This is a genomic window from Candidatus Terasakiella magnetica (assembly GCF_900093605.1).
Lineage (GTDB): Bacteria > Pseudomonadota > Alphaproteobacteria > Rhodospirillales > Terasakiellaceae > Terasakiella > Terasakiella magnetica.
The window spans coordinates 159,328-181,398 of the sequence record NZ_FLYE01000012.1; the positions used below are offsets into that span (position 1 = coordinate 159,328).

Sequence of the window (22,071 nt, forward strand, 5' to 3'; positions counted from 1 at the left end):
ATTTGACATCTTTTCCTAACTCTTTCAGCAGGGCTTGAACGGCGTTTTAAAGCCGAGGCATTTTCTGGGCGTCAGATTGTGGCTGAGGACGATATCTTGTAGCTCGTCCTCGCTCAGTTTATCAATATCAAAATCTCTCGGTAAATCCCGTCGCAACCGGCAATTGGTATTTTCCACGGCTCCCTTTTGCCATGAGGCATAGGCGTCGCAGAACCATGTGGAGACCTTGCACGCCTTCTTGATCAGGCTGTGCTTAGCGAATTCTCCTCCATTATCAAGAGTGATGGATTTACGGATATGTGGCGATAATCGCTTGAACACCTCAATAATCATTTGAGCTGTTTCAGCCACCGTTTTGCCATTGATACCAAAATGTACTCGTTGTGACTCATTAAGGGATTCCCAAAAGGGTTGATTTATGATTCAACATAGAAAACGAACAGGAGTTTTCTATGCGTCCCCCACTTCCCTTGCGATCTGATTTTAATGCCGATGATTTACGCCAGTTAGCCAAACAAAGTAAAAATGCCGATCAAGCCCGCCGATTGTTGTGTTTAGCGTCTATTTATGATGGCTCTTCTCGCACAGATGCCGCTAATCTTGGTGGTGTGACAGTTCAAATTATTCGGGATTGGGTCATTCGTTTTAACGAGGAAGGCCCAGCTGGTCTTATCAATAAACATGGCGGCGGTGTTCCCTCTTTGTTAAATGATGAACATCGCAAAGCTTTAAAAGATATTGTGGACCAAGGACCAATCCCTGCTATTCACAATGTTACACGTTGGCGATTATGCGACTTAACTCAATGGATTTGGGAAGAGTTTCGTATTTCGATATCAACAACTGTGTTGGGGAGAGAACTGCGTAAAATGGGCTATCGTAAACTTTCGGCTCGCCCGTGTCATCGCACCCGTAATGTTGAAGCCATGGAGGGTTTCAAAAAAACTTCACAACCAGAATGGCAGAAATCAAAGAGCAAAAAGCTCAAGGAAAAACCATAGAAGTCTGGTTTCAGGACGAAGCTCGCATCGGCCAAAAAAACAAGATTACACGACGTTGGGCCAAACGAGGGACACGGCCCGAAGCATTACAGGATTTACGAACCCGTTCAGCCTATATCTTTGGAGCGATTTGCCCCGAACACGGTAAAGCCGCAGGGATTATTATGCCCAAGTGCAATACTTTTGCCATGGAAGTCCATCTTGAAGAAATCTCTTTGGCAGTGGATGAAAATGCCCATGCCATTATCATCATGGATCAAGCAGCATGGCATACATCAAGCAAATTGAAATGCCTGATAACATTACGATTGTGCCTTTGCCGCCCAAATCACCAGAGCTTAACCCTGTGGAAAACATTTGGCAGTTCATGCGACAAAACTGGCTTTCAAATCGCATATTCAAATCCTATGAGGACATTGTGAATATTTGCTGTGATGCTTGGAACCGTTTGAGTGAGCAACCGTGGAGAATTATGTCCATTGGGAACCGGGAATGGCTCTATCGGTCATAGCAGTCGCGCTTTGGTATGAGTTTGCTGACAATGACATAACGGCTTTTGCGTTCAGTGAGCACCAGAACCGGGCGAGTGCGTTTGCAGATCATCAAATCGCCCTCCCAATGCCCGGCTTGTTCCCTGCTGTCAATCTCATCAGGGCGGTCATGGATGGAAGAGCGATCTGCAATCATTGATCTGGTTTTACGCCGGGCACGACGGCCTCGTTTTTTGCTCTTTTTGCTTGGCAGAAGGTGGATTCAGGAGCGAAGTGCAACCATTAGCATTGAAAAATACTTCGAAAAAGTGGACCCTACCTACTCGGACTTGGAAGAAGGCACTCAACTAGTTTGCTGTCCTCTTCGAAGACCGTTTTCCATCATCAATATATTGATGATGGAAAAGTGAACCCAACGGTCACTTACACGGAATATCGGACACTACCTGCCTCGCTTCATGACACCTGCTGAGCCATTTCTTATAAATATTCATAATTGCACTTGAGATGTGAATCCAGCATAGTTTTGAACCGAGAAAACTCTCCGCCATTGTCAAAAGTCGCTAAATTCACAATACAGATGGCTCCACTCATACTTATCTTATTTTCTATAGTATAAAACTATAAAACCAAATATTAATATTGATAAGGGAAAAAACCATACTGAAATATTTAAAAATGTAAATAAAATACTTACTGTCGGGTAATAACTATCCGCAGAGGATAAAAAATTTCCTTCTGGACTGTATATTGTTGCAATCTTTTTCGAATATTCTTTTGAATGACCAACCAGTGTATATGCTTCTATTACACCATCAGGGTTATTTTCTGCATAATCTAATCCAAATGGCAGTAACACATTCATATCTACATCAAGTAAATATTGTTCTGCACCCTCACTGACCATCGCAACTACATGACCATCCAATCCGATCATGTTTACCTTAAACCCTTGCTCAACAAGAAAGTCTGCAGCGGCAAGGGAAACTTGGCTACAAAGGCCAACACCTTTTTTTGTAATATCCTGCCAGTTTTGCCTTTCAATGCGTGAAAAACGATATTTGTCTAATATCCCCGCCTCAACCAATGTTTTTTCTGAATAAGACAAAAACGTCAAAACCCAATTTTCTCTAACATTTGACACAATGTCTTGATCAAACTGTCCGTCCTCCGGCCAATAATGTACCAAGCGGGCAGCAAAAATTTCGACAACATCACGTAAATATTGTTCTGTGTTTTGCTTGCTCAGCCCCTCAAGCCTTTCTTCCATATCTGAATAAGACAAGCGGACCAGACCATTCTTATGGGTTTCACCTTGTGGAGCTGCAAATCTAACATGCGGCCTCACGTCTGGTTCCTGCACTGTCCAATAAAACAACGGCAATGACAGGACTATACAGAAAAAAGCAAGAGACTTTCTGAGCATATTGAGGAGACAATCATAGAATTTTTAATCAAAAACAACTTAGCATTTCCCAACGCTCATAGTAAATATCGTTTCTATTTGTTTTCCTGACTTGACAAACACCCCAATTGTAGCCCAAATCCGCATCAAGCATTTCAAATTTTAGGACCTAAGTTCATGTCTGAAGATCGTAAATTCCCCGGTTGGCGTGGCACAACCATTCTTTCTATTCGCAAAGGTGATGATGTGGTCATTGCTGGTGATGGGCAGGTGAGCCTTGGTGATACGGTCATTAAGGGGAATGCGCGCAAAGTGCGCAAGCTCGCTGGCGGTAAAGTAATCGTCGGTTTTGCCGGGGCAACAGCGGATGCTTTTACGCTTTTTGAGCGCCTTGAGGGCAAGCTTGAGCAATATCCAAACCAGCTCACACGTGCATGTGTGGAAATGGCAAAAGACTGGCGCACGGACCGTTACCTGCGCAAGCTTGAAGCCATGATGGCGGTTGTGGATAAAGACGTCTCGCTTGTACTCACAGGCACAGGGGATGTTTTAGAGCCTGAAGATGGCGTCATTGCCATTGGTTCTGGTGGCAATTATGCCCTGTCTGCTGCCCGCGCCCTTGTGGATCGTGACGACCTGAACGTTGAAGAAATGGCGCGCAAGGCCATGGGCATTGCCGCTGATATCTGTGTTTATACCAACAATAATCTGACTGTAGAGACTCTGTAAGACCATGACAAATTTTAGCCCACGTGAAATTGTTTCGGAACTGGATCGTTTTATTATTGGCCAAGATAATGCCAAACGCTCTGTCGCGATTGCGCTGCGTTCACGCTGGCGTCGCCAACAGTTGGAAAACCCCATGCGCGATGAGGTTCTGCCCAAAAACATCCTCATGATCGGCCCAACCGGTGTGGGGAAAACTGAAATTGCGCGTCGCCTTGCCAAACTGGCCCAAGCGCCTTTTATCAAGGTTGAAGCCACGAAATTTACCGAAGTGGGCTATGTCGGGCGCGATGTGGAACAAATGATCCGCGATTTGGTAGAATCCGCCATCCATATCGTTTCAGAGCGTATGAAAAAAGACGTTAAAGCCAAGGCTGAAGTCTCCGCAGAAGAGCGCGTGCTTGATGCATTGGTTGGCGATAGCGCCTCAAGTGATACCCGTCAGAAATTTCGTGCCATGTTGCGCGAAGGCAAGCTTGATGATCGCGAGATTGAGCTTGATTTAGCCGATAATTCAAGCCTGTCCATGCCAACCATGGATATCCCCGGTATGCCCGGTGCGCAAATGGGTATGATGAATTTAGGCGATATGTTTGGCGATGCTTTTGGTGGGCGCAAGAAAAAGCGCAAAGTCAAAGTTTCTGAAAGCTATGCACTGTTACTTGATGAAGAAGCCGACAAACTGCTCGATAACGACAAAGTGGTTTCTGAAGCCCTTTATAGCGTTGAAAATAACGGTATCGTCTTTATTGATGAGATTGATAAAATCACTGCACGCGGTGAAAAAGCCGGCGGTGATGTCTCGCGCGAAGGCGTGCAACGTGACCTGCTGCCCATGTTGGAAGGTACAACGGTAACCACCAAGCATGGCACCATTAAAACAGATCATATCCTGTTTATCGCCTCTGGTGCCTTCCATGTGGCAAAACCAAGTGATTTGCTGCCCGAACTTCAAGGCCGTTTGCCCAACCGTGTGGAGCTTTCAGCCCTCACGCGTGAAGATTTCAAACGCATCCTGACAGAGCCTGAGTCTAGCCTGATCAAACAATATATCGCCTTGATCGGTACCGAAGATGTCACGCTGAACTTTGAAGAGGATGCCATTGAAGAAATCGCTAATCTAGCTGCTGAGATCAACCAGAATGTTGAAAATATCGGTGCGCGCCGCCTTCATACGGTGTTAGAGCGCCTGCTTGATGAAATCAGCTTTACTGCCACAGACCGCGGCGGCGAAACACTGACCATCACCAAAGAAATGGTTCAGGAAAATGTTGGCGAACTGGCGAAAAACGCTGATCTTTCCAAGTTCATTTTGTAATCAAAACAAGCTGCCTGAGACCATAAAAACCTCAGGCAGCTTGTTTTTCTTTTATATAGCGCAACGCAACAGCGATGGAATGCACATCAAAAAGGGCATTATGCATATGGCCTTCAATGGGGTGCCCCACTAAACGGGCCAGATCGCCACTGCAATGACCTGCGCGGTAAGTTGGGATATTTTCCTGTAAGAACGCAAAGATATTCTGCCCGCCTTTCAGGCAATCTGGGCATGTTACCCCCACAAGCTCCCCATTATTTGCCAAAAACACACTATCGAGCCCATTACAAATCACCTGTACAGGCTGATCAAATGAATTGATAAAGTCTTGGGATTGCTCAAAGGCTTGAGCAAGGCTGAGCCCATGGCGATCAAGGTTTTCCTGTGTAATCCCCGTTAGTTTCATAAAATAATCACTCAATATGGGATTAATCGTCGGCTTAATCAGGCAGGAAAAATGGTTTTGCGGCGCCAACGTCTTTGCATCCAGCGCCAACATCGCCATTTGCACAGTTTCACGCTCTTCCCAAGGCTCAGACCAGCCGCGCGCTTGTGAGCCTTCCCAAGCAGTATATTCAATATCAAGAATAATCAGGGTGCGACACTCAGGTGAAATATCTAACAACACAAAAAACTTTCTATGACTTAAAGGGGCGAAATGCTAGAAGAAGCCAAATTTCCTCTTACAAGAATGATCTTCTATGACTGAAAAATTTAGTGAAATCAACAAAGACACATTGCGTGTCATGCTCACCGCTTTTTACGATGATGTGCAAAAAGACGAGATGATCGGCCCGATTTTCACCAAAAAGATCGGCACAACTGAGGAAGACTGGGCCCCGCATATGGAACGTGTGGTCAAATTCTGGACCTCTGTTTTACTCAACAGTAAGGAATATGGCGGTGGCTTTATGATCAAACATGCCGCCTTGCCAAAACTGGAAATGGACCATTTCAGACGCTGGATGGAAATCTTTATGCGCGCGGTTGAGCAACATTTTGCCACATCTCAATCCATTGAGATCACCATCAAAGCGCAAGAATTGATGCGCAACCTGCATCAACAATATGATCATTTCCAGATGCAGCGTGCCAAAAAACGCCAAACACCTGTTCAATAGGCGTTAAGACCCAAACGCGCTGATCGACTTGATGGTAAAATCACCGGATTTGTTTGATAAAACAAGACCGCTAAAATCATCGCGGAAACCCTGATCTGTCATATCCATCAACAGCTTATCATCCAGAGAAACCGCCATGCGCCCAGCCTTACTGCGCGTCCAAACCAGTTTGTGGTTTTTCTGATCTTCCAGTTTCACGCTCTTATAACTGCCCACAACGGTTGAGCTGCTGGAATAATGGCGCACCAGTTGTAGAGCAGGGGAGCTACCTGATTGATAAACTAGGCGATAGCCGGTTTTTTGATTTGTCCCTTGATACGGGCCAAATTCCAAATGACCAGAATTTTGCCAGCTTGAAAGGTTTATTTCAAAACGAAAGGCATTATTGATCGGCTTGGACAGTGAAATCACAGACGCCGGTGTTTCTTTAGGGGTGACCGCTTGTTGCTGTTGGGGTTGTTGCTGGACTTTACCGCCTAACACAGCCCCCAGCACCCCGATGATGAGCTCTTCTTTAGAGATTTTCTGCTGCTGTGAGCTTGAGCTGTTCTGGCTTTGGGCACCTTTTTCAACAACCGAGCGCAAACCATAGCCTTTTTCAATCCAGTATTTACCACTGCTTACTGCCCATGTGGGGTTTTGGGTGAAATTACCGTCGCTGAAATCATCTTTAAACAGCAACTTCTCTGTCACCCCGCCATAACGCGCGGCTAAACTTTTTAAATCACTTAAAAATTTCGGGTCTGCTGCACGTGCGCGTTCGGCCTCACTAACAAGGCCCTGAAGTTCCTTGATCATTTTATCAAGTTCAACAGAGTGGCTGGCTTGCGGTTTACTTGGGTCAGACCATGTGGAATATCGTGGCTCTTGAGCATCAGATTGGGCGATACAGAGGCCAAAAACTGTGGAAAAAAGTGCGGTTTTTATTAGGTTTTTAGCCATTTTCGTCACCCTGGTATGGTTTCTTCAATACGTGTAATTAAATCTTGGATAGTCTCTTCATCAAGGCGATTAATGCGCCGTGAAAGCAGGTTTGCCAATAACGTTGCTTTTGCAGAACGATCAACCGTATCCACCACAATGCGTGGATGGGATAGGCCTGCGAGCTCTTTAAGTTCTTCTGCATCATCCCAGATCAGGTTGAAATAGCCCGCCACCTGCATCACAAAGCCCGGTCCGGGCTTGCCGCGTTTGCCATGTTCTAGCGCAGACAAATAAGCAGAAGACACTTCGAGGTCTTTTGCCATTTCTTTCATCGTAATGCCGCGCTTTTTTCTCAGCTCACGGACTTTTTCACCAAAGGGGGTCATTTTAGCCTGATTATAGTTAATTTAGTTAACGCCATCTTTTTAATAATATATATAGCGCGCCTTCGCCACCTTCATTTTTGGGCGCATAGGTAAATGCAATGATTTTTGAGCGCAAACCGGGCTGGTTTAACCAATGGGGCACCCTTTCGCGCAAGACCCCGACCTTCCCATTAAGCTGGGTACCTTTCCCGGTAATGACAGAGACACATCGTTTGCCTTGCGCATAGGCCTGATCAATAAAACGCATGAGCGAACTATGGGCCTGATCTTGTGTAAAGCCATGTAAATCAAGGCGCCCTTCCATGGGCATTTTACCACGTCGCAGCTTTTCCATAGTGCGTTTATCCACACCTGCGGCCTTGCCATGGACAAGCGGGTCAAAAGATTTATGCGAATCATCACTGCGATGAGTGGGCAGGGGCACCGCGTGATCTGGATAGGGGCGGGTTGCCACAGGTTCAGGCATGGGGTCTGCGCCTTCTAAATCCACAAAGCGCCCGGGAAGGGGGTTTACCTCATCTGTGACCTTTTTCCACAGCTGGGTTTCGCCCACGCTTAGGCCCCTTTTTCTTTTTTCAGGGGCTTCTACATATTTAGCCTTCTTCGCCATGGTCCTCATCCACCACTAAAATATGCAAATTGCGCGGCCCATGGGCACCTAACAACAACGTCTGTTCAATATCTGCTGTACGTGAGGGGCCACTCACCCAGGTTAGGGTGCGCGGCATGAAATCCTTTTCCTTGCTTTCACGGCGCAAGCGGGCATAAACCGTCTCATAATCACCCACGATATCCTCAGCCCTGATCACCACAATATGGTTATCTGGCAAGAAATTCAGCGTGGTTGGATTTTGCGCACCTGAAAGCAAGGCTAAAGAACCTGTTTCAGCCGCGCCCGCATAGGCCATCACGACAGAGCTGAGATCATCCCCATAACTCACACCAAAACTTGCGTCCAGCTTAGACCAATCAAGACCTTGTAAGGCCTCATGCTCAGCCAAGCGCACGGTATTTTCAAGCTCATGGTCTTTTAAATATTTTGCCACCGCGCGGGGAATATTATCCACGGATTTCAGGCGCGAAACCGTGGCATTAACCTCTTTTGCCATTTTTACAAACAGGCTGACTTGCGCCTTATGGTCAAGTTGTGCGCGTTTGGGGATCAAATTGGCTTTAGGCTCGCTCATGCGCGCATTAAGCAGGCTTTCTTCTTCGCGCTCAAAGGAACTGCGCCCTAAAGACCAGCGAATACGCCCTAAAATATAATCACGTGCAGCCATTAGCGTTTGCCTCCCTGCTCTGACCAGAGTTGCTGGAAGGTTTTACCCTCAGGGGCGGGGAAATCCTTGGATTTCGTCCATGCTTTTGTCATGGGCAAAGATTTGAAATGACCGTTTTTGCGCCCAAGCCAGCCAATCAGGCGCATCTTGAGCCCTGCGGCTTTATGATAGACTTTAGGCCTTAACGCCCAAAAGGCCCACCAGCTCATCATCAAACGTTGCTTAAACGGAACAGGTCCATCTTCCCACTGTTTTTGCCGCCAAGAGCGCAACATACGCGGGATGGGGATACGCACAGGGCATACTTCTTCACATTTGCCACACATGGTCGAGGCATTGGGCAAATCACAAGCTTTTTCAAGCCCATGAAGGGCAGGGGTCAAGACCGAGCCCATGGGCCCGGGATAGATTGAGCCATAGGCATGACCGCCAACCGATTGATAGACCGGACAATGATTAATACAGGCTGAACAGCGAATACAACGCAACATATCATGGGTATCATGGCCCACCATGCGCGAGCGCCCATTATCTAAAATCACCACATGAAATTCATCTGGCCCATCTGGGTCATTCTCACCACGCGGACCCGTTGAAAAGGTTGTATAAACCGATTGTTCTTGCCCTGTGGCAGAACGTGCCAAAACCCGAAGCAACGTCGTGCAATCTTCAAGGTTTGGCACGACTTTTTCAATGGAACACAACACGATATGAACACGTGGCAAAGTCTGGGTGAGGTCACCATTACCCTCATTAGTCACAATCACCGTGGAGCCAGTTTCTGCCACCATAAAGTTTGCCCCGGTGATCCCCACATCAGCTGCAAGAAACTTCTCGCGTAACATGGCGCGCGCTTCTTTTAGCAAGTCTTCGGGCGCATCAAGATTGCGCTCTTTAGGTAGCTCAGTATGGGTTTTGCGAAAAGCTTCTTCCACATGTGATTTTCGCAAATGTATCGCAGGCGCAATGATATGGCTGGGTGGCTCGCCTCGCAGCTGGATGATATATTCCCCCAGATCGGTTTCAACCGGGATAAGGCCTTTTTCTTCAAGGAACTCATTTAAGGCCATTTCCTCGCCAATCATGGATTTACCCTTGGTGACCGTCTTGGCCCCAACCGATTTGCAAATCTCATAAACGATATTGCGCCCGTCTTTTACATCACGTGCCCAATGGACCTTGCCACCTGTTTCTTCAACGCGGGTTTCAAAACGCTCCAGATAATAATCAAGATGGCGCAGCGTATGGTCTTTAATGTCGCGCGCCTGATCGCGCAACTCCTCAAATTCAGGCAAGCGTTCTTTAGCAGCCAAACGTTTAAGAGGAAAACCCGTGCCGAGCTTTTTTAAAGAACTCTGCAAATCCTGATCATCAAGGGCCTTCTTGGCATTTTCCTTAAAATTATGGGCATTGAGTTCCATCTATTGGCTCCAATCTTCTAGGCGTAATCCCTCAACACGGGAAAATTCACGCATGTTATTTGTCACCATGACCAATCCTTTTGAACGCGCATGACCCGCAAGCATGAGATCATAAGGCCCAATAGGCGTGCCTTTTTTCTCTAGAGTGCTGCGAATTTCACCATAATGGGTTGCGGCTTCTTCATCAAAATCAACAATATCCAAACGGGCGGCGAAATCCTCAACCACGCGGATATTCTTTTCTTTTTGTTGGGACTTTTCTGCGCCATACATCAGTTCTGCAATGGTAATAGAAGACACACACATATGGTGGGCCTGTTCATTAAAAACAGCGCGCATATGTTGCGGGCGGTTTTTAATGACAAAAATGCAGATATTTGTATCTAACATATAGCGCAGCATCTAAAAATCCTCACGCTGCTGCATATCGGGCTGGTCGCGCCCAACCATATAATCAGCACTTGCCTCAGCCCCTTCAAAAAAACTGTCCCACAAGCAATCAGAAGGCACAATCAGGCGCGCTTTGCCTTGGCAGATCACATCAACTTTTTTCACATTTTCCGGCAGGGCCACTGATTTGGGCAAACGTACAGCCTGTGTCTGGTTATTTTTAAAAACGCTGGTTTGTGTCATCACATCACCTTTGTATATTTTCTTTGTATATACATAGCATAAATCGCTGTATATCTCAATTGTATATACTATTCCTTGCTCTGCGAAATCGGCGCGACCTCACCTGTCATATCAGCAAGAACTTCCGCGATATGGCGCACTTCAATGGTTTCACCGCGCCGTGTCATGCGCCCGGCGATATTCATCAGGCAACCTAAATCGCCACCCAAAACGGTCTTGGCCCCAGTTTTTAGCAGGTCTTCGCATTTATCATCACTAATGCGCGCAGAAATATCGGAATATTTTAAACAGAAGGTTCCGCCAAAGCCACAACAGCGCTCAGCCTGTTCGGCCTCAATCAACTCTACGCCTTCAACCGATTGCAAAAGTTTACGCGGCTGGTCTTTAATGCCAAGTTCGCGCAAGCCCGAACAGCTATCATGATAGGTCACCGTGCGATCCAAAGTCGCCTTAACTTCCTTGACTTTCAACACATCGCTAAGGAAAGTTAAAAGCTCAAAGGTCTTGGCAGAAAGATCAAGTGCGCGTTTATGCCAATCGGGCTGATCACTGAAGAGTTCAGGATAATGTTTCACAATCATGGCCGCGCAGGAGCCACTGGGCGCAACCACATAATCAAACTTTTCAAACTCTTCGATCACCATTTGCGCCATGGCGCGGCTGTCATCCATATCGCCACTGTTAAAAGCAGGTTGCCCACAACAGGTTTGACGCTCAGGCACGCTGATGTCACAGCCCGCCTCACTCATGAGTTTTACAGCGGCAAATGCGACACTCGGGCGAAAGAGATCAACCAGACATGTTACAAATAAACCGACATTTTTTGCTTTTTCTTCCATCTTCTTAGGATGGCTTTTTTAATGCTGGATGACAAGCCCAATAGTCCCCATAATCACCTCATATGGAACCTATTTTATGCACATATGCCGATCCTGATCTGGATATCCAGCGCCCGTTTGATGTGGCGGTTGTTATTCCAAGCCTGTTGCGCGACCAGCTCGCCCATGCTGTGCGCTCCATCTTCCAGCAAGACCTTGAAGGCACGATCCAAATTCTCATTGGCATAGATGCGCCCCAAGGCAGCCTTGAGCAGTTTGAAAAACTCCTTGAAAAGGAGCGCCCCGCCCATATCGCTGTCACCCTTTTCTGGCCGGGTTATTCCACCAAGCAAGCCCGTGGCGGCATGTGGCGCCCATGGGGTGGGGGGAGTTTGCGCAGCCTGTTGAGCTTTCTTGCCAACGCCCGCTATGTGGCTTATCTCGATGATGATAACTGGTATAGCCCTGATCATCTTTCCAGCTTGTTATCTGTCATCAAAGATAAAGCCTGGGCTTTTAGCCGTCGCTGGTTTGTCACAGAAGACGGCACCAGCCCCATTCATGAAGATATTTGGGAGTCGGTTGGCCCTGAAAACGGCGTTTTTAAAACTAATTTTGGCGGTTTTGTCGATACCAACTGTTACCTCATTGATAAGCTTCAAGCCTATCCAAGCCTTGCCCTTTGGTCCCATACAGACCCGCGATTTATCATCAATAATCAAGAACATGGTGAAGACCGCTGTGTCTTTGATCATCTTCATAAACACCACCCAAATGCCGGCGACACCTTAAAGCCAACGGTGTCTTATTGTTTAAATGGGGAGGATTTAAATGCAGATAGCCGCTGGCAATATGTAAAAGACCATGAACTCAAAACAGGGCTTAAACGGTGCAAAGGTTGGATAGCGCGCCCAGCCCCAAAAGCCCTCAATAAACCTTCAAAACAGAAAAAAACAGGCAGCCTACATGTTATAGGCAGTGTCACAGGCCCCTTTGAAGTCAGTATTGTCATCCCAACGCTGTTGCGCCAAAGCCTTTTGCCCACTTTGCGCTCTGTCTTTTGCCAAGATATTAAAGGGGCTTTACAAGTTCTTATCGGGATTGATCAGACAAACGATGAGGTGCAGGACTGGGTGGCACAGATTGAAAAAGACTGCCCCGATCACATTCAAATCATCATTTTTAATCCGGGCTATTCCACTTCAAAACGCCATGGCGGGGTGCATCCGGCCTTTGATGGCGGGGCCTTGCGCACCATCTTAAGCTTTCTGGCCCAAAGCCCCCATGTGGCTTATCTTGATGATGACAATCAATGGCATAAAGATCACCTCTCGCGCCTAAAAAAGGCCATTGGTACAAAAAATTATGCCTATAGCCTGCGCCAATTTATCCATCCTGATGGGGAAACACCCGTTTGTGTGGATCGTTGGGAATCCGTTGGTCCTAATAAGGGCTTTTATACCCATAAATTCAATGGCTTTGTTGATCCCAACTGCCTGATGATCCATGCTGCGTCCTGCTTGCTCGCCCTGCCGTTATGGACCAAGCCCTTGCCAGATGATAAAGAAGCCATGTCTGCTGATCGTCTGGTTTGGCGGTTTTTAGCCCGTTTTGGCACAGGCATTTCTACAGAGAAAGCCACAGTGGATTATGTCTTAAACCCAAAAGACCCTATGCACCCGTTGCGCACCATGTATCTGGGCCAACGCTGGCTTAATGGTGAGAGCGTGGCCTTTAAAAAGAAATCAGGCCTATTTTTTTCGAAGAAGCGGTAAGACTTCAACCGATAAAATACTCATAAACATAATGAGTGCGCCCATATAGCCTTCCATGGTGAGACGCTCACCCAAGATCAGAGCCCCAGCAAGGGCCGCAAACAAGACTTCCCCACTCATGATAATAGCTGCATCGGCTTGACCTGTATAACGCTGGGCGACAGCTTGCAAAGTAAAAGCCACCCCAATGGAAAGCGCACCGGCATAGAAGATTTCAAATCCTGCGGCCATAACATCTTGCAAACTAAAGGTTTCAAGCCCCAATGCACCGGTCATTGCAAAGACGGAACAACAGAAAAACTGCACGGTTGCCAACATCAAAGGGGCGTTTGAGGCGCGCACGACAAAGCCTACGGTGATGATTTGTAAAGCCCAGAAAATGGCGGAAATCATCATCCAGAAATCGCCGCTATTAAAACTGCTGAAATTCCCCCCTGAAAGATAATAAGTCCCAACCAGACAGCCAAAAGCAGACGGCCAGATGGACCAATGGGGCAGTTTGCGCCAAAACACCAATAACATAAAAGGCACAAGCGGCACATAAAGCCCGGTTAAAAACCCTGCATTGGTCACCGAGGTTTGTGCGATACCCACCTGTTGGGTAATGGATGCGATAAAGAGAAAGACCCCGCATAAGACCATGCCGATCCAATCACGCTTTGACAAAGACAGCTCATCTGAATGTTTGCGCTTGGAAAATTCGCGCAACCCCAAGGGCAGCACCACAAGCGCCCCTAAAAGAAAACGAATCGCTGTAAAATAATACGGGCCAATGGCCTCCATAGAGGTCTGTTGGGCCACAAAAGCACTACCCCAAATAACGGCAGTGATTAAAAGCAGCATATTGGCGCGCAGGCGGCTCATCAGTTAGGCGATCCTTAAAACTGTTAGGGAACCCTACATGTGGCGTAAATGGACCAACAGGTCAAGATTTCATTGCCACGAATATATAATTGTCTCTTGGCTTTTTGTCAGGCACACTCTTTAACAAAATGAAAAGGGTTTTAGATCAATACCATGCAGTGGCGCCGCGAAACATTAAACGAGCTTCTGGATCAAGCCTATAAAGGGGCTATCCCCACAGGTGTCTTTTCCATCTGTGCGGCCTGTCTGTTTAGTTATGCCTTTTGGAATAAGATTCCCCTGCCAAATCTGCTGCCGTGGCTGGCCTTGATGCTCATTGCGCAAACCTCGCGTATTGCTTTTTCTTTTTACCGGGCAAAACGGATTGATCAACAAAGTTATCGATTTTGGAAAAACGCCCTTTTTATCAGTGTGCTGCCCGGCTCCCTTTTATGGGGGATTTTTCCGCTTTTCAGCTTTGTCCATCTTGATGATATCTCGCGCGTTATTATCTCGATTTTTCTTGCCACCGCACCCACTGCGCAGCTTTTATCCATATCCGGTGTCTTTCGGCTTTGGCTCACCTCAATGGTCATTTTATTGCTGCCCATGTGTTTTACATGGATGTTTTATGGCCTGCCCGGCCTTGCCCTTGGGCTCATCGGGTTACTTTATGCAGCTTACCTTTATGCCGTTGGGCGTAAATTCAATCAGTTGATGGGCGATAAAATCCAGCTGACCTATAAAGCCAACGCAGTTCTTCGCGCCAAAACAACCTTTCTTGCCACCGCCAGCCATGATTTGCGCCAACCCCTTCATGCCATCACCATGTCTTTAGCTGCTGCTGAAGCGCGCCTATTAGATGAGACCCCTTCAAAACAGGATATTGATGCGGCCTATCAGTCCTTAGAAACCGCCACCCATAGCGTTGAAAACCTCACCCGTTTGCTCAATTCCCTGATGGATGTATCAAAGCTTGAAAGCGGTGGGGTAAAACCCAATCACACGGCCATTTCGCTCAGTAATATTTTTGATCACCTCAGCCGCACCTTTGAAAACAGTGCCAAAGAAAAAGGGCTGGAATTTCAAATCGTGCCATCATCTTTACGGGTGACCAGTGATCCCATTTACTTCCAGCGCATTGTCTCAAACCTTGTTTCCAACGCGGTCCAGCATGTGAGTGACGGTAAAATCCTTATTGGCTGTCGTAGGCGCGCCGACTCCGTGGTGATTTCTGTGTTGGATAACGGCCCTGGTATTCCCCCTGAGAAATTTCGCGATATTTTTGAAGAATTTCATCAACTGGATAATCCCGGGCGAAAATCCAGTGGCGGTCAAGGCTTAGGGCTTGCCATTGCTGATCGCTTAGCGCGTGTGTTAGGCCATAATCTGAGTGTCAGCTCCCTGCCCGGTGCGGGCTCTGTTTTTAGTGTGGAGGTTCCCCTCCACAAAGCCCATATCCCCAGCCAAACACCTAAAAATTCAGCCCAGTCCAATCGCAGGCGGCCTCTTGTTGTTTTGATTAACCCGTTTGTGGATGTTCTAGAAGAAACCGCCGTGCAAATCCGCCAATGGGAATATCGCGTGCTTGCTTTTCAGTCTTATGAAGAAGCCCAGAACCTGCAAATCAGACCCCAACTTATCATTTGTCCTGAGCGTTTCCCCAATGAGATGACAGGCTGTGAAGCCGCTGAGCGTTTGCGCAGTGTGTGGAAACATAACTGCGCTGCGCTCATCCTCATACAGGACCTCAATACCGATAAGATGCTCAGCGCGGCAAAACATAACTGTAAAACCATCCAAGACCCACCCGCGCCTGATGAGTTTAAGGCACTGATCCAAGATGAAATTCAAAATCTCACAAGTTAAGCTCAAAAAAAAGCCCGGTCAAAACCGGGCCTTTTCCATAACGATATAACTGATCGCTTATAATTCACTGACCGCACGTTCTGCGCGTTTGCGCACATGTGGGTCAAGGTGGAATTTACGCAGGCGAATGCTTTCTGGTGTAACCTCTACCAGCTCATCATCTTGAATATAGGCAATCGCATCTTCTAACGTGATCGGGCGAGGTGGTGTCAAACGAATGGCATCATCCTTACCAGAAGCACGGTGGTTGGTCAGTTGCTTGGCTTTCATGGCGTTTACTTCAAGGTCAGTGCCTTTTGCGTGTTCGCCAATGATCATGCCTTGATAAATCTTTGTTTGTGGGCTGACAAACAGCGGGCCACGGCCTTCAAGGTTTGCCAATGCATAACCAACTGCCGCGCCATCAACCATGGAAATAAGTACCCCATTGCGACGACCCGGAATGGCACCTGCATAAGCACCAAAATGGTGGAATGTACGCGCCATAATGCCTGTACCGCGTGTTTCTGTGAGAAATTCACCATGATAACCGATCAGGCCACGTGCTGGGGCATGGAAAGTCAGGCGGGTTTTACCCCCACCAGAAGGGCGCATTTCCGTCATTTTACCTTTCCGAATGGCAAGGCTTTCCACAACGATACCGGAGAATTCTTCATCCACATCGATTTGAACTTCTTCAAACGGCTCAAGCTTTTCACCTGTTTCAGGGTCTTCCTGAATTAGAACGCGAGGACGTGAAATCCCCAGCTCAAAACCTTCGCGGCGCATGGTTTCAATGATTACACCCAACTGCAATTCACCACGACCAGCAACTTCAAAGCTATCGGCATTTTCAGTTTCAGAAACCGTAATGGCAACGTTACCTTCAGCTTCAGCCAACAAGCGATCACGGATCATACGTGAAGTTACTTTTGAGCCTTCTTGGCCTGCAAGTGGTGAGTTGTTGACAGAGAATGTCATGGCCAATGTTGGTGGATCAATCGGCTGGGCTTTAAGCGGAACTTCAAGTTCCGGCGCGCATAATGTATCTGCAACGTTTGCCTTGGTCAGACCGGCAACGGCAACAATATCACCTGCGTGAGCTTCTTCAACTGGCACACGGTCCACACCGCGAAACGAGAGAAGCTTAGTGATACGGGCTTGTTCAATCACTTCACCATCAGCTGTCATGGCTTTCAGGTTTTGGTTTACCTTAAAGGTCCCTGTTTGCACACGGCCTGTGAGAATACGGCCCAAGAATGGGTCAGACTCAAGGGTCGTTGCCAACATGGAAAAGGGTTTTTCCAATTCACATACAGGCTCTTTTACATGTTCAAGGATCAAGTCATATAATGGCGTCAGGTCCGTGCGATCACCATCTGGTGTTTCCGCAGCCCAACCGTTTTTACCAGAGGCAAACAAAGTTGGGAAATCAAGCTGTTCGTCATTGGCATCAAGGGCTGTAAACAAATCGAAACATTCGTCTTGTACTTCATAAGGGCGCGCATCAGGGCGATCTGCCTTATTGACGACAACGATGGGCTTTAGGCCCAGTTTCAAGGCTTTACCTGTCACGAACTTGGTTTGTGGCATAGGGCCTTCTGCGGCATCCACCAACAAAACAACACCATCTACCATAGATAGGATACGCTCAACCTCACCGCCGAAATCGGCGTGACCCGGTGTATCAACGATATTGATGCGCACATCTTTCCATTCAACAGAGGTACATTTCGCCAAAATCGTGATACCGCGTTCTTTCTCGATATCGCCGGAGTCCATGACACGTTCTTCAACATGCTGGTTTTCACGGAATTGTCCGCTTTGTTTCATAAGTTCGTCAACCAAAGTCGTTTTGCCGTGGTCAACGTGTGCGATAATCGCGATATTGCGAAGTTCCATGAAATTAGTCCTGTCTGGAAGAATCCTAAATTTGGGGCGGACTATACGCTTTATTGAGAAAACAGCAAGAACTATGGCGTTCTCTCACAAAAAAGTCTCTGCAAAACCCACAACCAACCTTACTTCTTCACCAAAAGGCCAAATAGTTCATGCAGTTCCACCCCTGAGCTTTGCGCAACATCGCGCAAAGACTGCTTAAGCTGAATATTTTCAACACCTGCGGCTTTAAATTTTGCCATCAAGGTTTCAGAACTCATCCCCACAACAGGTGCCAGCGCAGAAATGGGCGCGCTTTGTGAGATTTTCACATATTGTTTAAACGGGTTGCCGCCATTGGGATTAAAAACTGCACCCATGATAAAACCAAGGCTCACCAACATCATAAGACCCAAGGCCAGCTTGGTGCGTGTTTTGGTGAGTAATTTACCCATCGCTTTAAGATGGCGCACGCCATGGAGAAGGGCGGCAAGCACAAAGCCCATGCCGACCCATTCATGCAAGCCTTTCACCGCGCTTTCGCCCAGATGGAAAAACAGCATGACACCGCTGGTGCCCACCACCAATGAGGTCGCAATGGTCGCAACAGTGGCATAACGCTGTAAAAAAGACTGAGCTTTCGTGATATTTTGCGCCCTTGGTCCAAGGGCTGTTTGATCAACTGTGGTACTGGTCATAAAAAATCTCCCCAAGAAGAGTGAACATTCAATTGGGGAGACTTTATAAGCAGACTGTAACAGCAAGATTGCTGTGATCTATCATTTTGTAACACCTTGTTACAAAGGTATCATTTAGCTTTCCAGCGCAGCACCCGCGAGATCAGCCAGATCGGCTTCTGGGCGGGCACCGTAATGGCTGATGATTTCAGCTGAACAGACAGAACCCAAACGCGCACAGGTGCCCATATCGAAGTTTTGTGTATAGCCAAAGAGGAAACCCGCTGCATAAGCATCGCCCGCACCTGTGGTATCCACCACATGATCGACTTTTTCCGCATCTACCACATGGATTTCATTGCCCGCAATCACGACTGAGCCTTTATCCCCACGTGTGAGGGCTGCAACAGAACATTTATCGCGCACACACTGAAGGGCCGCATCAAAGGTATCAACCTCATAAAGCGCCATAATTTCATCTTCATTGGCAAACAGGATATCAACATGATGTTCCACAAGGTCTTGGAAAGATTTGCGGTGACGATCCACACAAAACGCATCAGATAGGCTCAGTGAGACTTGACGATCTGCTTTATGAGCCGCCATAGAGGCTTTTAGAAAAGCTTCTTTGGCATGGTCTGGGTCCCAAAGATAGCCCTCAAGGTACGTTACCGCCCCGCGTGCGATATAATCCGGGTCAATATCATCTGGAGTGAGGTTTACACAGGCACCCAAGAAAGTATTCATGGTGCGTTGGGCATCATCTGTTACCAAGATCAGGCAACGCGCCGTGCTTGGCCCATCTGTTTCATGCTTGGATGAAAAATCAACGCCAGCGGCCTTGATATCATGATCAAAGATTTTGCCCAGACCATCATCTTTTACTTTACCGATAAAGGCACTTTTTGCGCCCAAGTTTGCCAAACAGGCAATGGTATTGGCCGCAGAGCCGCCAGAACATTCAACACCCGGGCCCATTTCGCCATAAAGGTGATCAGCTTGCGCAGCATCAATCAGCGCCATAGAGCCTTTTGTAAGGCCATGCTGGGTTAAAAATGCATCATCAGAATGACTCAACACATCCACAATCGCATTACCAATCCCGATAACGTCAAAATCTGTATCAGACATAGCGTGTCCTTTATCTTTAAAATCGTTGGAAAATTTGCCTCAGTATAGAGGCTTAATGCCAGACAACAAGCAGGAATTACCGCCTTTTTGAGTTGTAACTCTGTCTCCATAGGTTATTCTAATCTTAATAAAATAATTAATAATCAATTGGGACGAGTGGAAACAGGTAACGTTGGTATTGGCGAACTCTATTAGAAATCTATTATTGGCGTCATTTACTTTGGCTTTTGTCATTGCCATTGGCTGGTTTGGTGCGCAAAAAGCCGGAACTATTGAAGCAGAAAAGGTCAATAATGACCTTAAAAAACAAGCCCTTTTCTATAAAGAATATTTGCTGAGCGAATTAGACCAGATTGATCTGGTCGGCAGCATTTTATCGCAAAACCCCATTTTAGTGAGTGCGCTTAAAACAAAGGCCTTACCAAAAGATATTTTACTGTCCAACAGCATCCTTAAAAAAACCAATGAAAAGATGAACACTTCTGCGGTTTATTTGATGAATAAAAATGGCCTGACCGTTGCAGCCAGTAACTTTGACCAATCCAACAGTTTCATTGGCAAAAACTATTCTTTTCGCCCCTATTTTAAAGCGGCTGTGACAAAATCAACCGGGACATTTCTCGCCATTGGGGTGACCTCAAACAAGCTTGGCTTTTATATCTCTCATGCACTTTACAACCCCTCAGGGGAACTTATGGGCGTGCTTGTGATTAAGGTGGATTTAGATAATATTTCCACTTTTGCCCATAATATACAAAGTGACTTCCTCATCAGCGATCAACGCGGTGTGATTTTCCTCAGCTCAAACGAGACTTATCAATTAAAGTCACTGACCACTATTTCGGCCAAAGACCGCCTGTATATTTCGCGCACCCGCCAGTATCCCATCAATAAAATCCAACCCCTTAACCACAAATCCTCTGATCAGTATTATGGACAGTACCAAGCCCATTCTATTAATCATGTGAACTATTTTGTCCAAAAAATAGATATTAAAGAATATGATTGGCAGATTTGGCTGCTTTCTGAACTCACACCTATTAAAAACCATGCATTAATTAATGGGTCTGCCCTTTCTTTTGTCACTTTAATTGCATTATTGGCTTTTTATCTTTTATATCGCCGCAAAAAAGATACACAACGTTTCCAAACCATTGTGGATAACCTGCCAAGCGGCGTGACCCTTTTTGACAATAACCGCAACCTTTTGCTCTGTAACGAGATGGTGAAAAAAATTTTGGAATTTCCAAATAGCCTCTTTAAAAACGGCATGCCAAAGCTTGATGAACTGGTCAAATTTAATGCTGCGCGCGGTGAATATGGTGATAAAGACCCCGATGAAGTCCTTAATAAGCTGATTGAAAATACTCAAAAACGCATTGATCATGTGTTTGAGCGCACCCGCCCTGACGGCACCATCCTTGAAATACGTGGTGTTTGGGTCGAAGAAGGGCTCATCACCACCTATACTGATATTACTGAGCGCAAAAAAGCTGAAGCCGAAGCCAAAAGAACATCAGGATACCTGCGCGCCCTGTTACAAAACCTTGATTACGGCGTTACGGTGATTGATGAAAACCTAGATATCATCTTTTGGAATAATGCCTTTTTTGACCTGTTGGAATTTCCCGATAAATTCAAAAAGCCCGTCATGCAGTATGAGGATTTGATCCGCTATAATGCAGAGCGCGGCGAATATGGCCCAGGTGATCCTGAACAACATATCAAAATGCGCATTCAAGCCTCACTTAAGTTTGAACCCCATAAGTTTGAACGCACCCGCCCTGATGGCAAGACCTTACAAGTCACGGGCAAACCGCTTCATATTGATGGGGAACCGTTTGGCTTTATCTCCACTTATGTGGATATTACCGAACATAAACGCATGGCCTCGCGTTTGCGCAAACTGGCAAATACCGATCCGCTCACCGAAATTAACAATCGACGCCATTTTACCACCTTGTTTGAGCGCGAAATTAAACGCTGCCAACGAAATGGCAATCCACTTTCCTTACTGTTGCTTGATCTGGACCATTTCAAAAACATCAATGACCGTTTTGGTCATTCTGTTGGCGATAAAGCGCTAAAAGCCTTTTCACACTCCTGTCGCAAGCTCTTGCGCGATATTGATGTCATGGGCCGTCTGGGCGGAGAAGAGTTTTCTATTTTCCTACCGGAAACCAGCAGGGAAGGGGCCTTTGTTCTGGCTGAGCGCATCCGCAAGGCCGTTGAACAAATTGAGTTTAGTGATCATGGTGAGAAAATTGAACTCACCGTATCTATTGGCGTTGCCATGTTTGACAGTGTCATGGAAGACCGTATCGAAGATATCTTGCAACGCGCAGATAAAGCCCTTCATCGCGCCAAAAGAGAAGGCCGCAACAAGGTTTGTTGA

At 46.8% G+C, this 22,071-nt stretch carries 23 protein-coding genes and 1 pseudogene; 8 read left to right on the top strand and 16 right to left on the bottom strand.

Annotated elements, in window-relative coordinates:
- Positions 1-24: 24 nt before the first annotated feature.
- Positions 25-423: an IS30 family transposase gene (locus tag MTBPR1_RS07590; RefSeq protein WP_338031279.1), complete on the bottom strand. Its 399-nt coding sequence runs from the start codon at positions 421-423 to the stop codon at positions 25-27.
- Between the two features lie 29 nt (positions 424-452).
- Here MTBPR1_RS07590 and MTBPR1_RS18445 point away from each other — a divergent pair, with 29 nt between their 5' ends.
- Both MTBPR1_RS18445 and MTBPR1_RS18450 read left to right on the top strand, forming a co-directional pair.
- Entirely contained in the window at positions 453-1,001 is a 549-nt protein-coding gene (locus MTBPR1_RS18445; RefSeq protein WP_069186975.1) for a helix-turn-helix domain-containing protein, read from the top strand.
- Positions 959-1,512, top strand: a pseudogene (locus MTBPR1_RS18450) (IS630 family transposase). The gene MTBPR1_RS18445 and the pseudogene MTBPR1_RS18450 overlap by 43 nt, the downstream one beginning before the upstream one ends.
- Here the strand turns inward: MTBPR1_RS18450 and MTBPR1_RS07605 are convergent.
- Positions 1,500-1,688 (bottom strand): hypothetical protein, encoded by a 189-nt coding sequence (locus MTBPR1_RS07605; RefSeq protein WP_069186976.1) that lies wholly within the window; start codon positions 1,686-1,688, stop codon positions 1,500-1,502. The pseudogene MTBPR1_RS18450 and the gene MTBPR1_RS07605 sit on opposite strands and share 13 nt — an antisense overlap.
- A gap of 405 nt (positions 1,689-2,093) precedes the next feature.
- Positions 2,094-2,840, bottom strand: coding sequence for a hypothetical protein (locus MTBPR1_RS07610; protein WP_069186977.1), 747 nt, complete (start codon positions 2,838-2,840; stop codon positions 2,094-2,096).
- A 234-nt stretch (positions 2,841-3,074) separates the two neighbouring features.
- On the opposite strand from MTBPR1_RS07610, the gene hslV reads away from it, so the two are divergent.
- Complete coding sequence (hslV, locus tag MTBPR1_RS07615; RefSeq protein ID WP_069186978.1) at positions 3,075-3,626, top strand: ATP-dependent protease subunit HslV; 552 nt, start codon at positions 3,075-3,077, stop codon at positions 3,624-3,626.
- A 4-nt stretch (positions 3,627-3,630) separates the two neighbouring features.
- Positions 3,631-4,941, top strand: a complete 1,311-nt coding sequence (hslU, locus tag MTBPR1_RS07620) for an ATP-dependent protease ATPase subunit HslU (protein ID WP_069186979.1) — start codon at positions 3,631-3,633, stop codon at positions 4,939-4,941.
- A gap of 31 nt (positions 4,942-4,972) precedes the next feature.
- On the opposite strand, the gene MTBPR1_RS07625 is transcribed toward hslU, so the two are convergent.
- The gene (locus MTBPR1_RS07625) at positions 4,973-5,569 is read right to left on the bottom strand and encodes an exonuclease domain-containing protein (RefSeq protein ID WP_069186980.1); all 597 of its coding nucleotides are present in this window, start codon (positions 5,567-5,569) and stop codon (positions 4,973-4,975) included.
- Between the two features lie 73 nt (positions 5,570-5,642).
- On the opposite strand from MTBPR1_RS07625, the gene MTBPR1_RS07630 reads away from it, so the two are divergent.
- Positions 5,643-6,062 carry a group III truncated hemoglobin gene (locus tag MTBPR1_RS07630; RefSeq protein WP_069186981.1) on the top strand — a complete coding sequence of 140 codons (420 nt, stop codon included), beginning with the start codon at positions 5,643-5,645 and terminating at the stop codon, positions 6,060-6,062.
- A gap of 3 nt (positions 6,063-6,065) precedes the next feature.
- Here MTBPR1_RS07630 and MTBPR1_RS07635 read toward each other — a convergent pair whose 3' ends face one another.
- From MTBPR1_RS07635 to MTBPR1_RS07670, 8 genes are all read right to left on the bottom strand, one after another.
- Positions 6,066-7,004 carry a hypothetical protein gene (locus MTBPR1_RS07635; RefSeq protein WP_069186982.1) on the bottom strand — a complete coding sequence of 313 codons (939 nt, stop codon included), beginning with the start codon at positions 7,002-7,004 and terminating at the stop codon, positions 6,066-6,068.
- Positions 7,005-7,009: 5 nt separating this feature from the next.
- Complete coding sequence (locus tag MTBPR1_RS07640) at positions 7,010-7,372, bottom strand: helix-turn-helix domain-containing protein (protein WP_069186983.1); 363 nt, start codon at positions 7,370-7,372, stop codon at positions 7,010-7,012.
- Between the two features lie 25 nt (positions 7,373-7,397).
- A complete protein-coding gene (locus MTBPR1_RS07645) occupies positions 7,398-7,982 on the bottom strand; it encodes a Smr/MutS family protein (protein ID WP_069186984.1) in 585 nt (194 codons plus the stop codon).
- Positions 7,966-8,652 carry a LutC/YkgG family protein gene (locus tag MTBPR1_RS07650; protein WP_069186985.1) on the bottom strand — a complete coding sequence of 229 codons (687 nt, stop codon included), beginning with the start codon at positions 8,650-8,652 and terminating at the stop codon, positions 7,966-7,968. The genes MTBPR1_RS07645 and MTBPR1_RS07650 overlap by 17 nt, the downstream gene beginning before the upstream one ends.
- Positions 8,652-10,073 (bottom strand): LutB/LldF family L-lactate oxidation iron-sulfur protein, encoded by a 1,422-nt coding sequence (locus MTBPR1_RS07655; protein WP_069186986.1) that lies wholly within the window; start codon positions 10,071-10,073, stop codon positions 8,652-8,654. The genes MTBPR1_RS07650 and MTBPR1_RS07655 overlap by 1 nt, the downstream gene beginning before the upstream one ends.
- Positions 10,074-10,475: a type II toxin-antitoxin system tRNA(fMet)-specific endonuclease VapC gene (vapC, locus tag MTBPR1_RS07660; protein ID WP_069186987.1), complete on the bottom strand. Its 402-nt coding sequence runs from the start codon at positions 10,473-10,475 to the stop codon at positions 10,074-10,076.
- Complete coding sequence (gene vapB / locus MTBPR1_RS07665) at positions 10,476-10,706, bottom strand: type II toxin-antitoxin system VapB family antitoxin (RefSeq protein ID WP_069186988.1); 231 nt, start codon at positions 10,704-10,706, stop codon at positions 10,476-10,478.
- Positions 10,707-10,774: 68 nt separating this feature from the next.
- Positions 10,775-11,545, bottom strand: a complete 771-nt coding sequence (locus MTBPR1_RS07670; protein WP_069186989.1) for a (Fe-S)-binding protein — start codon at positions 11,543-11,545, stop codon at positions 10,775-10,777.
- Between the two features lie 62 nt (positions 11,546-11,607).
- On the opposite strand from MTBPR1_RS07670, the gene MTBPR1_RS07675 reads away from it, so the two are divergent.
- Positions 11,608-13,299 (top strand): glycosyltransferase, encoded by a 1,692-nt coding sequence (locus MTBPR1_RS07675; protein WP_069186990.1) that lies wholly within the window; start codon positions 11,608-11,610, stop codon positions 13,297-13,299.
- Here MTBPR1_RS07675 and MTBPR1_RS07680 read toward each other — a convergent pair.
- On the bottom strand, positions 13,276-14,163 hold the full coding sequence (locus MTBPR1_RS07680) for a DMT family transporter (RefSeq protein ID WP_069186991.1): 888 nt from the start codon (positions 14,161-14,163) through the stop codon (positions 13,276-13,278). The genes MTBPR1_RS07675 and MTBPR1_RS07680 overlap by 24 nt on opposite strands.
- Before the next feature lie 153 nt (positions 14,164-14,316).
- Between MTBPR1_RS07680 and MTBPR1_RS07685 the strand changes: the two genes are divergently transcribed.
- Positions 14,317-16,011 (top strand): hybrid sensor histidine kinase/response regulator, encoded by a 1,695-nt coding sequence (locus MTBPR1_RS07685; RefSeq protein ID WP_069186992.1) that lies wholly within the window; start codon positions 14,317-14,319, stop codon positions 16,009-16,011.
- 57 nt (positions 16,012-16,068) lie between these two features.
- On the opposite strand, the gene typA is transcribed toward MTBPR1_RS07685, so the two are convergent.
- From typA to MTBPR1_RS07700, 3 genes are all read right to left on the bottom strand, one after another.
- Positions 16,069-17,892, bottom strand: a complete 1,824-nt coding sequence (gene typA / locus MTBPR1_RS07690; RefSeq protein WP_069186993.1) for a translational GTPase TypA — start codon at positions 17,890-17,892, stop codon at positions 16,069-16,071.
- 119 nt (positions 17,893-18,011) lie between these two features.
- Positions 18,012-18,566 (bottom strand): hypothetical protein, encoded by a 555-nt coding sequence (locus MTBPR1_RS07695; RefSeq protein WP_069186994.1) that lies wholly within the window; start codon positions 18,564-18,566, stop codon positions 18,012-18,014.
- 114 nt (positions 18,567-18,680) lie between these two features.
- Entirely contained in the window at positions 18,681-19,676 is a 996-nt protein-coding gene (locus tag MTBPR1_RS07700; protein WP_069186995.1) for an adenosine kinase, read from the bottom strand.
- A 205-nt stretch (positions 19,677-19,881) separates the two neighbouring features.
- Between MTBPR1_RS07700 and MTBPR1_RS07705 the strand changes: the two genes are divergently transcribed.
- Entirely contained in the window at positions 19,882-22,071 is a 2,190-nt protein-coding gene (locus MTBPR1_RS07705) for a PAS-domain containing protein (protein ID WP_069186996.1), read from the top strand.

Excerpts from the sequence above, each read along its gene's own strand:
- MTBPR1_RS07605 (WP_069186976.1), bottom strand. The coding sequence starts at position 1,688 with ATGATTGCAGATCGCTCTTCCATCCATGACCGCCCTGATGAGATTGAC.
- MTBPR1_RS07640 (WP_069186983.1), bottom strand. The coding sequence starts at position 7,372 with ATGACCCCCTTTGGTGAAAAAGTCCGTGAGCTGAGAAAAAAGCGCGGC.
- hslU (WP_069186979.1), top strand. The coding sequence starts at position 3,631 with ATGACAAATTTTAGCCCACGTGAAATTGTTTCGGAACTGGATCGTTTT.
- MTBPR1_RS07680 (WP_069186991.1), bottom strand. The coding sequence starts at position 14,163 with ATGAGCCGCCTGCGCGCCAATATGCTGCTTTTAATCACTGCCGTTATT.
- MTBPR1_RS07630 (WP_069186981.1), top strand. The coding sequence starts at position 5,643 with ATGACTGAAAAATTTAGTGAAATCAACAAAGACACATTGCGTGTCATG.
- MTBPR1_RS07635 (WP_069186982.1), bottom strand. The coding sequence starts at position 7,004 with ATGGCTAAAAACCTAATAAAAACCGCACTTTTTTCCACAGTTTTTGGC.
- vapC (WP_069186987.1), bottom strand. The coding sequence starts at position 10,475 with ATGCTGCGCTATATGTTAGATACAAATATCTGCATTTTTGTCATTAAA.
- MTBPR1_RS07700 (WP_069186995.1), bottom strand. The coding sequence starts at position 19,676 with ATGTCTGATACAGATTTTGACGTTATCGGGATTGGTAATGCGATTGTG.
- MTBPR1_RS07695 (WP_069186994.1), bottom strand. The coding sequence starts at position 18,566 with ATGACCAGTACCACAGTTGATCAAACAGCCCTTGGACCAAGGGCGCAA.
- MTBPR1_RS07685 (WP_069186992.1), top strand. The coding sequence starts at position 14,317 with ATGCAGTGGCGCCGCGAAACATTAAACGAGCTTCTGGATCAAGCCTAT.
- MTBPR1_RS07675 (WP_069186990.1), top strand. The coding sequence starts at position 11,608 with ATGGAACCTATTTTATGCACATATGCCGATCCTGATCTGGATATCCAG.
- MTBPR1_RS07655 (WP_069186986.1), bottom strand. The coding sequence starts at position 10,073 with ATGGAACTCAATGCCCATAATTTTAAGGAAAATGCCAAGAAGGCCCTT.
- MTBPR1_RS07645 (WP_069186984.1), bottom strand. The coding sequence starts at position 7,982 with ATGGCGAAGAAGGCTAAATATGTAGAAGCCCCTGAAAAAAGAAAAAGG.
- MTBPR1_RS07670 (WP_069186989.1), bottom strand. The coding sequence starts at position 11,545 with ATGGAAGAAAAAGCAAAAAATGTCGGTTTATTTGTAACATGTCTGGTT.
- MTBPR1_RS18445 (WP_069186975.1), top strand. The coding sequence starts at position 453 with ATGCGTCCCCCACTTCCCTTGCGATCTGATTTTAATGCCGATGATTTA.
- vapB (WP_069186988.1), bottom strand. The coding sequence starts at position 10,706 with ATGACACAAACCAGCGTTTTTAAAAATAACCAGACACAGGCTGTACGT.
- MTBPR1_RS07650 (WP_069186985.1), bottom strand. The coding sequence starts at position 8,652 with ATGGCTGCACGTGATTATATTTTAGGGCGTATTCGCTGGTCTTTAGGG.
- typA (WP_069186993.1), bottom strand. The coding sequence starts at position 17,892 with ATGGAACTTCGCAATATCGCGATTATCGCACACGTTGACCACGGCAAA.
- hslV (WP_069186978.1), top strand. The coding sequence starts at position 3,075 with ATGTCTGAAGATCGTAAATTCCCCGGTTGGCGTGGCACAACCATTCTT.